This is a genomic window from Vibrio sp. SCSIO 43137 (assembly GCF_028201475.1).
Taxonomy (GTDB): Bacteria; Pseudomonadota; Gammaproteobacteria; order Enterobacterales; family Vibrionaceae; genus Vibrio.
In genome coordinates, this window is sequence record NZ_CP116383.1 from 2,930,597 (window position 1) to 2,944,148 (window position 13,552).

A 13,552-nucleotide genomic window follows, 5' to 3' on the forward strand; every position below is an offset into this window, starting at 1 on the left:
CCTTAACCTACCCTTGAGAGCTTAAGCAGTTTGCGAAAATCAAACAGAATATCCTTACTCTGTTTTATCAACTCTTGTTGAGAAACGGCCGGAAAGCGCATCACCATTTGTCCCAGAGGATCTACCAGCACAATATCCGCCAGCTTAAAATAGTTGGCAAAGTCCGGATTAACCTCAATAGCGATAAAGCCTTTGGTTATATTCTGTGGAAGGCTGCCCTCTGCGACATACAATACAGGCGTAACCCTTGGTTGATACTTACCTAAAGCCAGATAGCTCTGCATCAGCAGATGCAGTTGTTCACGACAGAGGGAGTCACACTGCTGCGGAACCAGATAGCCCAAATGCCAGCTCTTCTCCCCTTGCGGCTCAATACCTAACATACTGTAGGTCAGCTTAGGCTCAATAAGCTCTCCTCTGTTAGTGACTCCCGGCTGATACCAGTTCTGAGTCAGAATCAGCTTGGCTGCAATAGCCGGAATAGCAAAAAGCAGCACCAGAGAAATAAGCAATAATCTGCCACGGCTTTGATCGGATAGCTGACGTGAAGATATATCATGACTCATAGCATCTCCTTTTTTATTTTCTGATAACCACTTATAGCAACCTTGAGCATGATCATTGCCCAGACCATTGCCATTACAAACCACTGCAGGGCGTAACCGAAATGCTTGGAAGAAGGCATTGGCAACGGCTTCCACGGCTGAGGAAGAGGCCAGTTTTCTAGCTTGTCCGGCTGGATAGCGAAGGGGGCAAACGGAACATCAAGCAGGGTGTTAAGTTGAGAGAAATTAAGATTTTGTATCCGCACACTCCCTTGTGTTTCGGATGATGGTTCTTTCACCACTTCCGCCATCAAATCAGAACTTAACGGATTAGCTGAGCGGGAATAGACTCGCCCTTCAATTAAACCGGCTGGCAGACGGACAGCTACATCGGGCAACTCTTCCCTTGAAGTTCCGGCTGCAACAAAACCCAGTTCGGCTAATAAATAACGGGTTGGCCCGCTAAGGTTTCCGCCGGATATCTGCATCGGCTGATAAACCAGATAACCCACAGCTCCTGAAAGGGTCTGGTTATCCAGATAAAGCAGCGGCAACTCTGTATCAGCCAGACGAGCCTTCACTTTTAGTCCGGTAATGTCAGCCCTGTTTTCCGGGATGCGCTCAATAGAGAGATAAGGAAGGTTTTCCCGCCCCTGTAACTGTTTTTCCATCAACAGTTTCTCTTCACCTCTGCCAAGCTGCCAGAAGCCAAGGTTGACCAACAGGGTAAATACAACCACAGTTATCAGAGCAATAACGCGATAAGAAGTGATACCCCACATCGCAATCAGAGGAGAGGATATGGTATTCGCCTTTAAACTTGCACTGATACTGCTTATTGTCTTTATCATTTTCAACCTGATTAAGGCCTTAATTTTCATGGTAAAAGAGCCACCCTCTGATGCAAAAGACCGCCCCTCAATGAGTCACTTTCTCGGCCGCCGGGTGATGTTCTCTGCACTTGTCATAATCCTGCTAATTATTGCTCTGCTCACCGGCTGGATAGAACCTAACCCCACGCCTTACTAAATAACTGTTTCTGAATATGCGTCACTTTGGCAAAATCTGAAGCACAATTAACAACCATTATTTAGTCCGGCTTAAAACACATTTGTTAAAGCACATTCGTTAAAGAACATAGACAAACACAAACAGACAGAGCCAGACCACATCAACAAAGTGCCAATACCAACTTCCCGCCTGAAAAGCGAAGTGATTAGCCGGAGTGAAATGGTCATGGGCAATTCTGGCCAGCAACACAATCAGGAAGATGGTTCCCAGCAAAACATGCATTCCGTGAAAGCCGGTAAGCATAAAAAAGGTGTTGCCGTAGATTCCTGATTGCAGGGTGAGATTCAGCTCCTGATAAGCGTGGATATACTCTTCCGCCTGATAAAACAGAAACAGCGCCGCCAGAACAATGGTAATCTCTAGCCAGACAATAAGCGCCATGCGCCTGTCTTTCTCAAGACTGGTGTGGGCAAAATGCAGGGTAATAGAAGAAGTCAGCAGAATAATGGTGTTTATCAGCGGAATACCCTGCCACGGCATCGCCGTCACCGACTCACCGGCCGGAGTGGTGGTCAGCGGCCAGATGGCCTCAAAGGCAGGCCAGAGCACTTGGTGCGTCATGGCGTTATTATCTGCCCCACCCAGCCAGGGCACTGAGATCATACGGGCATAAAACAGAGCTCCGAAAAAGGCGCCGAAGAACATCACCTCAGAGAAAATAAACCAGCTCATCCCCTGCTTAAACGAACGATCAATCTGATCAGAATAGAGTCCGGAAAGAGACTCCATCACCACGCTGCGAAACCAGCCGGCAAACATATACAGAAGAACCAGAAATCCGATGGCCAGAATCCATTTACCCAGTACACTGCCGGCACCTCCTGCTTCAAGGTTCTGCACCGTTACACCTGCGCCAAGGGCAATCAGAAACAGCGCTACAGCACCGACAATAGGCCAACTACTCTGGGCAGGAACATAATAGGATGCATGTTTTGAATGTGAGGATTTGCTGCTCATTCTGCTCTCCTTGATGTTTTACCATCGGTAATTAGCACGGCCATATTTCCGGAGCTGGTCTTGGCCGTTTCAGTAATATCAAACAGGGTGTATGACAAAGTAAGGGTGTGGATGGAATCTGGTATATCCGGCTCTATATAGAAAACCAGCCCCAACTCAGCACTCTCTCCCGCTTTAAGTGTCTGCTGATTGAAACAGAAACACTCCATCTTATTAAAGTAGCCAGCCCCCAGCCCCGGTGACACAGAGGGTACGGCCTGCCCCACCAGCTCTCTTTGTGACAAGTTAGTCGCCTTATAGGACGTCTGTACCACCTGACCGGGGTGAACCTGCATAACACTTTTTTCGGGTTCCAGTTGCCAGCTCATTCCCGGCGGAATATGAGACATCAGCTCCACCTTTATGCTGCGGGAGCTGTCAGGAATCATGGTGGCAGGCTGAATCGCAGCAACGGTATTGGTTTTGCCGTTAATCCCCAGAACATCACACATCACGTCATAAAGGGGAACTAAGGCAAAACCGAAGCCAAACATGGCAAGGGTAGCTGCCAGTAATTTCAGGGTCAGTTTTCTGTTGGCCTGCTGCTGAGTATCCATAGCCATTACTCAACTTTAGGTGGCTGCTCAAAAGTATGATGAGGTGCGGGACTTGGTACCGTCCACTCAAGGCCTTCAGCTCGCGGCCAAGGCTTAGCCTGTGCTTTTTCACCACCACGTATGCACTTCACCACCACCCAGAGGAACAACAGTTGAGAAATACCAAAGGCAAAACCACCTATAGAGACGATCTGATTTACATCAGCAAATTGAATGGCGTAATCAGGGATTCGCCTTGGCATGCCTGCCAGTCCTAAAAAGTGCATGGGGAAGAATAGAATATTGACCGAGATAACCGAGGTCCAGAAGTGCCACAGACTTAAGCGCTGATCGTACATATGCCCGGTCCACTTCGGCAGCCAGTAATAAGCCGCCGCCATAATGGAGAACACGGCACCGGAGACCAGTACATAATGGAAATGCGCCACAACAAAGTAGGTATCATGATACTGGAAGTCAGCCGGCACAATCGCCAGCATCAGCCCGGAAAAGCCGCCGATAGTGAACAGCACAATAAAGGCAATGGCAAACAACATCGGGGTTTCAAAAGTCAGTGCACCACGCCACATGGTCGCTACCCAGTTAAACACCTTCACGCCTGTCGGCACCGAGATCAACATGGTGCAGTACATAAAGAACAGCTCGGCAAACACCGGCATGCCCGTTGTGAACATATGGTGTGCCCAGACCAGAAATGACAACAGAGCGATACTTACTGTGGCATAAACCATAGAGTGGTAACCAAACAGTTTTTTACCGGAAAAAGCAGGAACAATCGCTGAAATAATACCGAAGGACGGTAAAATCATGATGTACACTTCCGGGTGACCAAAGAACCAGAAAATATGCTGGAACAGCACAGGATCACCGCCACCGGCAGCATCAAAAAAGCTGGTGCCGAAGTACTTATCCGTCAGAACCATGGTTACCGCTCCGGCCAGAACAGGCATCACCGCGATAAGTAAGAACGCCGTGATTAGCCATGTCCAGACAAACATAGGCATTTTCATCAGTGTCATGCCGGGAGCACGCATATTAAAGATGGTTACAATAACGTTGATCGCGCCCATAATGGAGCTGATACCCATAATATGCACCGAGAAAACAAACAGTGCCGTACTGTCAGGGCCATAAGTGGTGGATAGCGGAGCATAGAAAGTCCAGCCAAAGTTTGGCCCGCCACCTTCAGTGAAAAGTGAAGCCAGCAGAATAAGAAAGGCAAATGGCAGGATCCAGAAGCTAAGGTTATTCATTCTCGGCAGCGCCATATCCGGCGCACCAATCATCATAGGGATCATCCAGTTTGCCAGACCGGTAAAGGCAGGCATCACGGCACCAAATACCATCACCAGCCCGTGAACTGTCGTCATCTGATTAAAGAACTCAGGATCAACCAGCTGTAATCCCGGCTGAAACAGTTCAGCCCTGATGATCAAGGCCATGGCACCGCCGGTAAAGAACATGGCAAGGCTGAACAGCAGATAGAGAGTACCTATATCTTTGTGGTTGGTAGAGTATACCCAGCGCGCCCAGCCTTTCGCCGGTTCATGGCCTGCATGGGCAACACCGGCTGCCGCGACGGATTCAGCATCAGCGCTGGATCGTTTCTCTCGGTTCTCTATGGAAGGCTTCATTTCACTTCCTCCGCACTTTTGCTCTCATTTTTTGTGCTCTCACTCGATGCGTTCTTAAATGCATTGATATCTGAGGCCTGAATCGCATCACCGGTATCATTTCCCCAGGCATTACGCTGGAAGGTCACTACCGCAGCCAGCTCTTTGTCCGTTAATTGATTGGCGAATGCCTGCATAGCCGTTCCTGAACGACCATTAACCACGATATCCATATGCTGTGAAGGCTCACCCGTTGCAACAGGGCTTCCCTTAATAGCCGGGAAAACACTCGGAACTCCTAAACCATTGGCCTGATGACAAACTGCACAGCGTTCCTGATAAATGCTCTCACCAATAGCCATCAACTCTTCAAGGGAAAGGGAGCTCTCCAGAGCTTTAGCCGCTTCGGCTTTTGCCAGTTCCAGTTGCTGTTTCTTGTCCTGCAGCCACTTGCTGTAATCCTTCTCTTCCATTGCGTGAACCACTATCGGCATAAATCCGTGTGCACGGCCACACAACTCGGCACACTGACCACGGTAGACCCCCGGTTTATCTATTTTTGTCCAGGCTTCATTAATAAAACCAGGAATGGTGTCTTTTTTGACGGCGAAGTCAGGAACCCACCAAGAGTGAATAACATCGTCAGAGGTAAGCAGAAAACGGATCTTTTTATTGATTGGCACCACCAGAGGGTTATCCACCTCAAGCAAATAATGGGCGCCTTTTTCCTCCAGACCGTCGATCTGTTTAGATGAGGTCGACATCAGGCTGAAAAATTCAATATCCTGCTCAAAGTAACTGTAATGCCACTTCCATTGAGAACCGGTCACTTTGATCGTGATATCGGATTCACTGGTGTCTTCCATAGCCAGAAGCGTACTGGTAGCCGGAATAGCCATACCGATAAGAATTAATACCGGTATCACGGTCCAGATAATTTCGACCTTGGTGCTTTCATGGAAATCGGCAGCGACTGCACCTTTGGATTTACGGTGCTGAAAAATGGCATAAAACATAACACCAAACACCACCAGAGCAATGGCGCAGCAGATATAGAATATAAGCATGTGCAGCTCATAAACCTTGCCGCTAATCTCAGTTACCCCTTTGGTCAGGTTTAATGCTGTCTCAGCACTGACATAAGGTGTATTAAGAAAACAGATAATGCTGATAACAATAAGTCGGATAGAGGGTATTCGATGCACGCAATCTCTCCCTGGCTTTAGCCTGTAATCCCTTAACCGGACTGATTACTCCCGCAGGTAACCATCAATGCCGGCTTACTACTGCTGCAAGATGTTGCATTAATGTTAATAAAGGCTAGTTAGAGATCGAAATTTGTTCAAGAAATCGGCTAAAAATCTCTTTTCCGTTAGTAGAGATCACAGAGAAATGCAACTGAGTATTTTGTAATTCACTGCCCAGTGTATGGGGAGATATGCTATGGCAGAAATGCAAAAAGCCCGCTTAAAAAAGCGGGCTTTAGGTGTTTGGTGCAGATGGGGAGACTTGAACTCCCACGGCCGTTAAGCCACTAGCACCTGAAGCTAGCGTGTCTACCAATTCCACCACATCTGCGTAGGCGGTTATAATCCTCTTTGTTGCCTGTCAGATAAATATGAAATCATAGGAAACGTGATCTGACGCTGATTTTATCCCGCTAAATGTCTAAAAAAGTAGCGAATTCTTAAGAGGATAGCGAAAACCGCCTCTCTAAACAGCAGTTTATCAATCATCAACAAAGCGGGGCTGGTTTATCAAACAGAAAGCCCTGCGCATAATCCACGCCCAGTTGTTTAGCCATATCCAGTTGCTGCTGCTCTTCAATGCCTTCTGCCAGTACCTTTCCGCCATATTGGTGAACGGCCTGAATAACACTCTTAATATCCTGCACCAGACGGGAATCCACCGTAAGGCGGCTGACGATTTTAATGCAGAGTTTCACCACTTCCGGCTGAACCGTATCAATCAACTCCAGATCAAAAAAACCACAACCGACATCATCCAGCCAAATCTGATAGCCAAGCACCCTCAACTGGTTCATCTTCTCTTTTACCGGCTGCCAATCATTAACAGGCAAGTGCTCCGTTAACTCAAGCTTTACACGGGACGGAGAACTGAAATCATTCAGAACTTGCCACACTCTGGTATCAAACAGCATTTTCGGCGAGATATTAACGGTAAAGAAAGCCGGACTATCTATACCGGCAATGGTATCAAGATGGCTACTCAGGCTTGCGATTTCCAGCTTATGCGTGAGTTTATATTTATCCGCAGTAGCAAAAAGCTGATCGGCACGATGCAAACTGGTATCCAACGGCCCTCTAACTAAAGCCTCATAACCGGCTACACCTTGATTCTGAATATCCTGTATCGATTGAAAATAGGAGAGAAGCCCGCCCTGCTCTATTAACTGCTGTAACGCTATCTCATCAGAAGCGGTTGTCGTTTTATCTAAAGCCACGGTGGCACCTTGAGTTTCCATGGTTAACACACTGTTTTGATTATCCCTGTCGAAGCACATAAATGCCTCCATTTAATTGACGTTGAACTCATTTCCTAACCTTCAAGTAAAGCCCGGCCATAACCGCTTTCTGCTGAGATGGTTAATAATGACAACAGACAGGCGCAGGTAAAACATACCTGTGATTAATCAGACAGGTTCAACACTAAATTTATTTCAAAATGGAGTTGGTAACTTTGTTTTTCAACAGTTGGCAACATTAAACACTCTATATAAACAGAATTAGCTCAGGGAGTAATCCAACACAATAATATCTTCCAGCAAGGGGCGGAACACCTCTTTTAGCGCCGCATGTTCTTTATGGGGAAGATAGTTCTGCCGTCCCGCTTCATCGGCAAAAGTCATCACAACAGAGTGAGTGTAACCCTTGTTCTTCCCTTCCGGACTATCATTTATGCCCCATTCCACACTCTCTACACCTTCTACTTTATCTGGCATGGCTTTGAACAAATGAAACAAATTACTTATCTCATTTTCTGATGCATCTGTTTTAAACTTAATCAATAAAATATGTCTGATCATAGTTACCTTTACTCAATTTTAAACGCATTAAACATACTCCGGTAAAGTTATAAAGCAGATAGACTAACTGCTTTTCTTCCACCTTTAAGTAAGATCGTTGGCAACACAATACGAAACTGTACAAGCTATTTATATCAGTAGGTCACTATTGCAACCAACATAAAAAACTCATGTTTACATTCACTTAACCTATTGAATAGTAATGACGTATTTTTTCTATATATGAGAGGTGTGCATATAATTTAGCCATCACATATATTGAGAGCGCATATTCAACGAGTTACTATCATACAAAATTAGTATTTTAACTCTATATAATAATGATAAAGCTTCACTCGTCAGTAGTTACCAAAGCATCAATAACTACATTTCTTCTGTTTCTTGTTTTTACCCTAAACCCTATGGGTATTCGCACATCAGCAGAAAAGCATAATGAAGATCATATCATTCGAATTCTTTCGCCTTACTTCGCTGATTCGGTATCAGAAGAGATCACCGTTTTTTTGATTGATGACGCCTTTCTGGAAAGAACCAAGCAGTACCCAGTCAACTATAGTAACCTGGCCAGATTGCTGAAGGTAATCGGAATTTATAAGCCTGACGCTGTCTTCTTTGATATTCTTCAGCACCAAGAACACTCTGATAAGTTATCTAAGTGGATAAAAAGATTAAAGAAATCAGACTTTCCAGTTTTACTCGCCAGCGCTCCGAATTATGACTCACCTCAACGCCTGAGTGATCCAAACTCCATAAGGCATAAATTATCTCAGGTCTCTCAGTTTTCAGCCGTTATGTGGAGTGACTATCAACATTATTACCCTTTCTCCGTCACGGCCCATGGTAAATCTCACGATACCGTAGCTTCTTCTCTGTATAAGATCTGGTGCGAAAATCACCCTGAACGATGTGCTTACAATCCTGATAACTCCAGCGAATTTTCAGAGAAGTTTTCCGATCCTATGATTGTACAATGGGGAAATCAGTTTAATCCTGATCAAGCCAGCCTTCTCTATATGAATGAGAAATGTGAAGTATCAGATGACAGCCCGTTGCAACAAGTCATCAATATTTTTGTCGGGCTGACTGGACAAGGAATTAGTGACCAAGATGAAATCGATAAGCTTCTACGCGTTCGCTGCCCACCAGTAACCGCGGTTTCGGCAACAGCGCTTATTGACAGCGGTGCCGTAGATTCCGACTTGCTCAGAAAGCTTATCAGCAACAGAACTATTCTGGTTGGCTATGATCTGACTGGTGGTTCAGATTTAGTTACTTCTCCGGTGCACGGCAAAATTGCTGGTGTTTTTATGCACGCAGTCGCTCTGGATAATATCATTCGCTATGGCGACGATTACTGGCATGTTCCACCGGCAACCGGCATTTTTAACCTCAGTATTGCTGATATTCTGGAAATAACCGTTCAGACCATAGTGCTCTTTTTTGTTGTCTGGTATCGCTATACCCATATTGAATCTTCTACTGGACGCAGTAAGACTCCGGACAACAGTCAAATATTATCAGGAGTAAAGCCACTACTGTTGGTCATACTCTTTGTTTTCGCTTCAATACTGGTTTCTCAACTCTCATTTAAAATGGGTATCGCAAACTGGTATGCCCTTCCACTAATTCTGATTCTCGATATTCCGATTTTTCTTTACTACTTGCTCGAATGGCTAAAGCAAAAGTTTGCCATCACCAGAAACCGCATTCTGGACAATGCAAAAGGAAAACTGACATCGGGACTCAAAAGAAAAATTTAGATACGTTGGCTAATAATAACGAGGTAATAATGTTTAATAACAATACTATGTTCATTACAGGGTTGATGCTTGCTACTTTCTCATTCCCTGCCATCTCAGCAGATAACCCGGTACAAATATTGAAGTTCAAACTTGATGAAGTGGAGATCTGCGACAAAGAAGAAAACTGTGACGATGTGGCCAGAAAAACTTTGCCTGACACAAAAACAGAGCCACTTCTGGTTGAAGCTGTAAATGCTGAAAGCGGCTTTCTGATGTTCACTCAGAACGGCATTCAAAAATGGGTTCATCAGACAGAAGTTGAACTCAATGTAAAAGCAATTGCCTCTGTAACATGCACAGCACAAAACCACTCCAGAAAAAGTGACAGCGATGTCTATGCCTCTATGGGACTAGGGGAGTGCAAATAATGAAAAAGGTTGTTGTCGGGCTTATTGCCCTTAGCCTGTCTGGATGTGGAATCCAGTCACTCACTTCATTGGTTCAAAGTACCTACAAAACCTTCGACGGTAAATTTATTGACTCCCAACTGGATAAATCTAAATCAGATGATGCTCAGGTAACAAATGGTGAGGTAGTTCAGCCGGAATTTAGCTCTCTTGTCTCATTACGTGCTGCTGCGGATCAGGAGCTGGTTCGTAACCCATATGTGGAAAAGTATTTAAACAGACTTAAAGATAAGTTAATTGTTCACTGGCCAAAAGAAGTCAATAAGGAGATTAATGTTGTTGTCTCTTCGAAATGGAACTACGGCGCACATGCAACGAACAACACCGTCGTTCTCTCTCAGGGAGTCTTAACTGACGCAGAGTCAGAAGATGAGATTGCGTTTATATTAGCTCACGAACTCTCACATATCTTACTTGAACATAACTCGACTAATGAATACTTTGCCAAACAAAGTGTTCTAGTCGATAAGGCCGCAAACATCGCAATGTTTAGCGCTTCTCTTAGAGACTTTCAAAGCAATAAAGTAGGCAACAAGGTCATTGTAAGATATGAGAGCACCGCAGGAACACGCGATAAAATTGCTGAGGCTTATAAAACTGGTGCGACAATTAACCGGCTTAGTCGTGATGTTATCAGCTCAACCATGAACAGAACTCTGGAAGACGAAGCTGATTTGCTGGGTTTAGATTTGCTGGTTAAAGCGGGATACAGTGCCAGAGTATACCAAACTGTCATGGAGAGAATGCAAAGCAGCGAAACTTTTACCAAAGAACAGCTTGCTGAAAAGAAAAAAGAACTGCAAGGCTTTGTGACTTTGATGAGTGACGGTCAGGAACACCTGAAAGATATGGATTTAGGCTCTCTGGGTTACCTAGCAGCGAATGAAGCCGCTACCCGGCTCATTAATCACCTTTCTGAAAGACATCAGTCTCCTGAGGAGCGTAGTGAAGATCTAATGCACTATGTAAAACGAGAGTACAGAAAGGAACGCAGACGTAAACTACAAACAACACAATTTGAAAAGGAGCTTAAAAAAGGCAAGGGGCGTCAGGTTATAGAAAACTACTGGGCTGCCACTGAAGCATTGAAAGCGCTTGAGTTTGGAGATATCAAACAAGCAGAGAAACTGGCCCGCAAGTCTGTCAGTGGCGCGACGTCGAAGGATGCCTATACAAGGCTGGCTTTCTACAAAGTCAGAATGGCACAAAACAACACTTCAAAAGCGATTAAAAACCTAGAGCTGATAAAGAACTGGGACTACGCCTCAATTCAGTCTTTTTCAGTAGCCGCACAGGCATTCAGTATAAACGAGAAATACAAATCTGCTGAGTCTGTACTTAAGCAAGGCGAACAAACTATCGGAACCAGATCGCCGTTTTATCCGGGTTACATAGCCCTGTATAAAAAAATGGGCAAAGAAAAACTGGCTCTGGAGTTCTTTGAAGAGTGTAAAGCCAAGACTAAGGATAGCATTAAAAATCAATGCTTTATATCTTTCGGCCAACCTATACCGCAACCATCAGGTGAGAAGGAAAACTTCTTTCAATCTATTTTTTCGTAACGGATATTCTTAGAAAAATAAACAAAGGCGACAATATCAAATCATTGTCGCCTTTTTAAATTTTTAACTATCAATCCGTTATCGGCTTACTCTACCGTTACCGCTTTAGCCAGGTTACGTGGCTGGTCTACATCGGTACCCTTGATTAGGGCAACGTAGTAAGAGAGTAACTGCATCGGGATGGTGTAATAGATAGGTGCGGTTATTTCACTTACATGAGGCATTGTGATGATCTTCATTGTTTCATCAGCCTCAAAACCAGCTTCAGCATCAGCGAATACATAAAGCAGGCCACCACGGGCACGTACTTCTTCTACGTTCGACTTCAGCTTCTCCAGAAGATCGTTACTTGGTGCAACCACAACCACAGGCATATCAGCATCAATAAGCGCCAGCGGGCCGTGCTTAAGTTCACCAGCAGCATAAGCCTCTGCATGGATGTAAGAGATCTCTTTTAGTTTAAGAGAGGCTTCCATAGCAATTGGGTAATACTCACCACGCCCAAGGAACAGGGTGTGATGCTTGTCTGCAAAGTCTGTCGCCAGCTCCTCGATATCTTTTTCAATAGCGAATGCCGCTTCAAGCTGTTTAGGAAGTAAGTGCAGAGCTTCTACAATCTCTTTCTCTTTCTCTTTGCTAACGCGGCCGTGTTGTTTACCCAATGCCGTCACCAGCATTAACAGGGCAGAAAGCTGAGTAGTAAAAGCTTTGGTAGATGCCACACCAATTTCAACACCGGCACGAGTCATAAAGGCAAAATCCGATTCACGAACCAGTGACGAACCAGCCACGTTACAAATAGTCATTGCCGCCATATAGCCTTTCTCTTTAGCCAGACGAAGAGCAGCAAGGGTATCCGCCGTTTCACCAGACTGAGACAAAGTGATCAGCAAGCTGTTCGGGCGCGTTACAAACTTACGGTAACGGAACTCAGAAGCGATCTCGACGTCACAGCTAACCCCTGCAATATCTTCAAACCAATAGCGGGCAGTCATACCAGCATTGTAAGAAGTACCACAAGCTACTATCTGAACGTGCTCTACTTTACTCAGAATTTCAGTCGCGTTTACACCAATTGCTTCTGTAACTACAGAATCAGCCGTAATACGACCTTCCATAGTGTTAATCAGGGCGGTAGGCTGCTCAAAAATCTCTTTCTGCATAAAGTGACGGTATTTACCTTTATCACCGGCATCATGCTCAGCGTTCGATTCAATAATTTCACGCTCAACTTTATTACCGTCACTATCCAGTACGGTAACCAAACGGCGGGTCACTTCAGCTACATCACCTTCTTCCAGATACATAAAGCGGCGGGTAACGTTCAGTAGCGCCAGTTGGTCAGAAGCAAGGAAGTTTTCACCAACACCAAAGCCAATAACAATCGGGCTGCCTGAACGGGCCACAACCACTCGTTGCGGATCTTTTCGGTCCATAATCACGGTACCGTAAGCACCATCCAGTTGAGCTGCAGCTTTGTGCAGAGCTTCAACCAAAGTCTCTGAAGTGCGGCGTTCCCACTCTACAAGGTGGGCGATTACTTCGGTATCGGTCTGAGATTCAAACAGATAACCACGCTCCTGAAGCACAGCTCTCAGCTCTTCGTGGTTTTCGATAATGCCGTTATGAACAACTGCAATATCACCCGACATATGCGGGTGAGCATTGGTTTCTGAAGGTTCACCGTGTGTTGCCCAGCGGGTATGCGCAATACCAGTACCACCAATAACATCCTGAGCATCTACTGCATCTGCCAGCTCCTGCACCTTACCTAAGCGTCTTACTCTGGTCAGATTACTTTCACTGTCCACAACAGCGACACCAGCTGAATCATATCCGCGATACTCAAGGCGACGCAGCCCCTCTACCAGAATTTCTGCTACATCACGTTGTGCCACTGCACCAACAATTCCACACATAGTTTTTCTCCGTTTAATAATTTTGCTGCCAGCG

The 13,552-nt window shown here is 45.4% G+C and carries 13 protein-coding genes and 1 tRNA gene; 4 read left to right on the top strand and 10 right to left on the bottom strand.

Annotated features, from left to right (window positions below; all coding sequences use genetic code 11):
* Positions 1–2 precede the first annotated feature (2 nt).
* Both PK654_RS13700 and PK654_RS13705 read right to left on the bottom strand, forming a co-directional pair.
* The gene (locus PK654_RS13700; protein WP_271696418.1) at positions 3–566 is read right to left on the bottom strand and encodes a hypothetical protein; all 564 of its coding nucleotides are present in this window, start codon (positions 564–566) and stop codon (positions 3–5) included.
* Positions 563–1,396, bottom strand: a complete 834-nt coding sequence (locus PK654_RS13705; RefSeq protein WP_271696419.1) for an SURF1 family protein — start codon at positions 1,394–1,396, stop codon at positions 563–565. The genes PK654_RS13700 and PK654_RS13705 overlap by 4 nt, the downstream gene beginning before the upstream one ends.
* Here PK654_RS13705 and PK654_RS13710 point away from each other — a divergent pair.
* Positions 1,347–1,574, top strand: a complete 228-nt coding sequence (locus PK654_RS13710; protein WP_271696420.1) for a DUF2909 domain-containing protein — start codon at positions 1,347–1,349, stop codon at positions 1,572–1,574. The two genes, PK654_RS13705 and PK654_RS13710, sit on opposite strands and share 50 nt — an antisense overlap.
* 99 nt (positions 1,575–1,673) lie before the next feature.
* On the opposite strand, the gene PK654_RS13715 is transcribed toward PK654_RS13710, so the two are convergent.
* The 7 genes from PK654_RS13715 to PK654_RS13745 all read right to left on the bottom strand — a co-directional run bounded on the left by PK654_RS13715 (position 1,674) and on the right by PK654_RS13745 (position 7,828).
* Positions 1,674–2,573 (bottom strand): cytochrome c oxidase subunit 3, encoded by a 900-nt coding sequence (locus PK654_RS13715; RefSeq protein WP_271696421.1) that lies wholly within the window; start codon positions 2,571–2,573, stop codon positions 1,674–1,676.
* The gene (locus tag PK654_RS13720; RefSeq protein WP_271698889.1) at positions 2,570–3,169 is read right to left on the bottom strand and encodes a cytochrome c oxidase assembly protein; all 600 of its coding nucleotides are present in this window, start codon (positions 3,167–3,169) and stop codon (positions 2,570–2,572) included. Before PK654_RS13720 ends, PK654_RS13715 begins: the two co-directional genes overlap by 4 nt.
* 5 nt (positions 3,170–3,174) lie before the next feature.
* A complete protein-coding gene (ctaD, locus tag PK654_RS13725; RefSeq protein ID WP_271696422.1) occupies positions 3,175–4,803 on the bottom strand; it encodes a cytochrome c oxidase subunit I in 1,629 nt (542 codons plus the stop codon).
* Entirely contained in the window at positions 4,800–5,960 is a 1,161-nt protein-coding gene (coxB, locus tag PK654_RS13730; protein ID WP_271698891.1) for a cytochrome c oxidase subunit II, read from the bottom strand. Before coxB ends, ctaD begins: the two co-directional genes overlap by 4 nt.
* A gap of 313 nt (positions 5,961–6,273) precedes the next feature.
* A tRNA-Leu gene (locus PK654_RS13735) sits at positions 6,274–6,360 on the bottom strand.
* 157 nt (positions 6,361–6,517) lie between these two features.
* Positions 6,518–7,306, bottom strand: coding sequence for an EAL domain-containing protein (locus tag PK654_RS13740; protein WP_271696423.1), 789 nt, complete (start codon positions 7,304–7,306; stop codon positions 6,518–6,520).
* 222 nt (positions 7,307–7,528) lie between these two features.
* Entirely contained in the window at positions 7,529–7,828 is a 300-nt protein-coding gene (locus PK654_RS13745) for a Dabb family protein (protein WP_271696424.1), read from the bottom strand.
* Between the two features lie 320 nt (positions 7,829–8,148).
* Here PK654_RS13745 and PK654_RS13750 point away from each other — a divergent pair, with 320 nt between their 5' ends.
* The 3 genes from PK654_RS13750 to PK654_RS13760 are packed head-to-tail and all read left to right on the top strand — an operon-like array spanning position 8,149 to position 11,599.
* Entirely contained in the window at positions 8,149–9,588 is a 1,440-nt protein-coding gene (locus PK654_RS13750; RefSeq protein ID WP_271696425.1) for a CHASE2 domain-containing protein, read from the top strand.
* A 29-nt stretch (positions 9,589–9,617) separates the two neighbouring features.
* The gene (locus tag PK654_RS13755) at positions 9,618–9,998 is read left to right on the top strand and encodes a hypothetical protein (protein WP_271696427.1); all 381 of its coding nucleotides are present in this window, start codon (positions 9,618–9,620) and stop codon (positions 9,996–9,998) included.
* Positions 9,998–11,599, top strand: coding sequence for a M48 family metalloprotease (locus PK654_RS13760; RefSeq protein ID WP_271696428.1), 1,602 nt, complete (start codon positions 9,998–10,000; stop codon positions 11,597–11,599). The genes PK654_RS13755 and PK654_RS13760 overlap by 1 nt, the downstream gene beginning before the upstream one ends.
* A gap of 86 nt (positions 11,600–11,685) precedes the next feature.
* Here the strand turns inward: PK654_RS13760 and glmS are convergent, their stop codons facing one another.
* Positions 11,686–13,518 carry a glutamine--fructose-6-phosphate transaminase (isomerizing) gene (gene glmS, locus PK654_RS13765; RefSeq protein ID WP_271696429.1) on the bottom strand — a complete coding sequence of 611 codons (1,833 nt, stop codon included), beginning with the start codon at positions 13,516–13,518 and terminating at the stop codon, positions 11,686–11,688.
* Positions 13,519–13,552 lie beyond the last annotated feature (34 nt).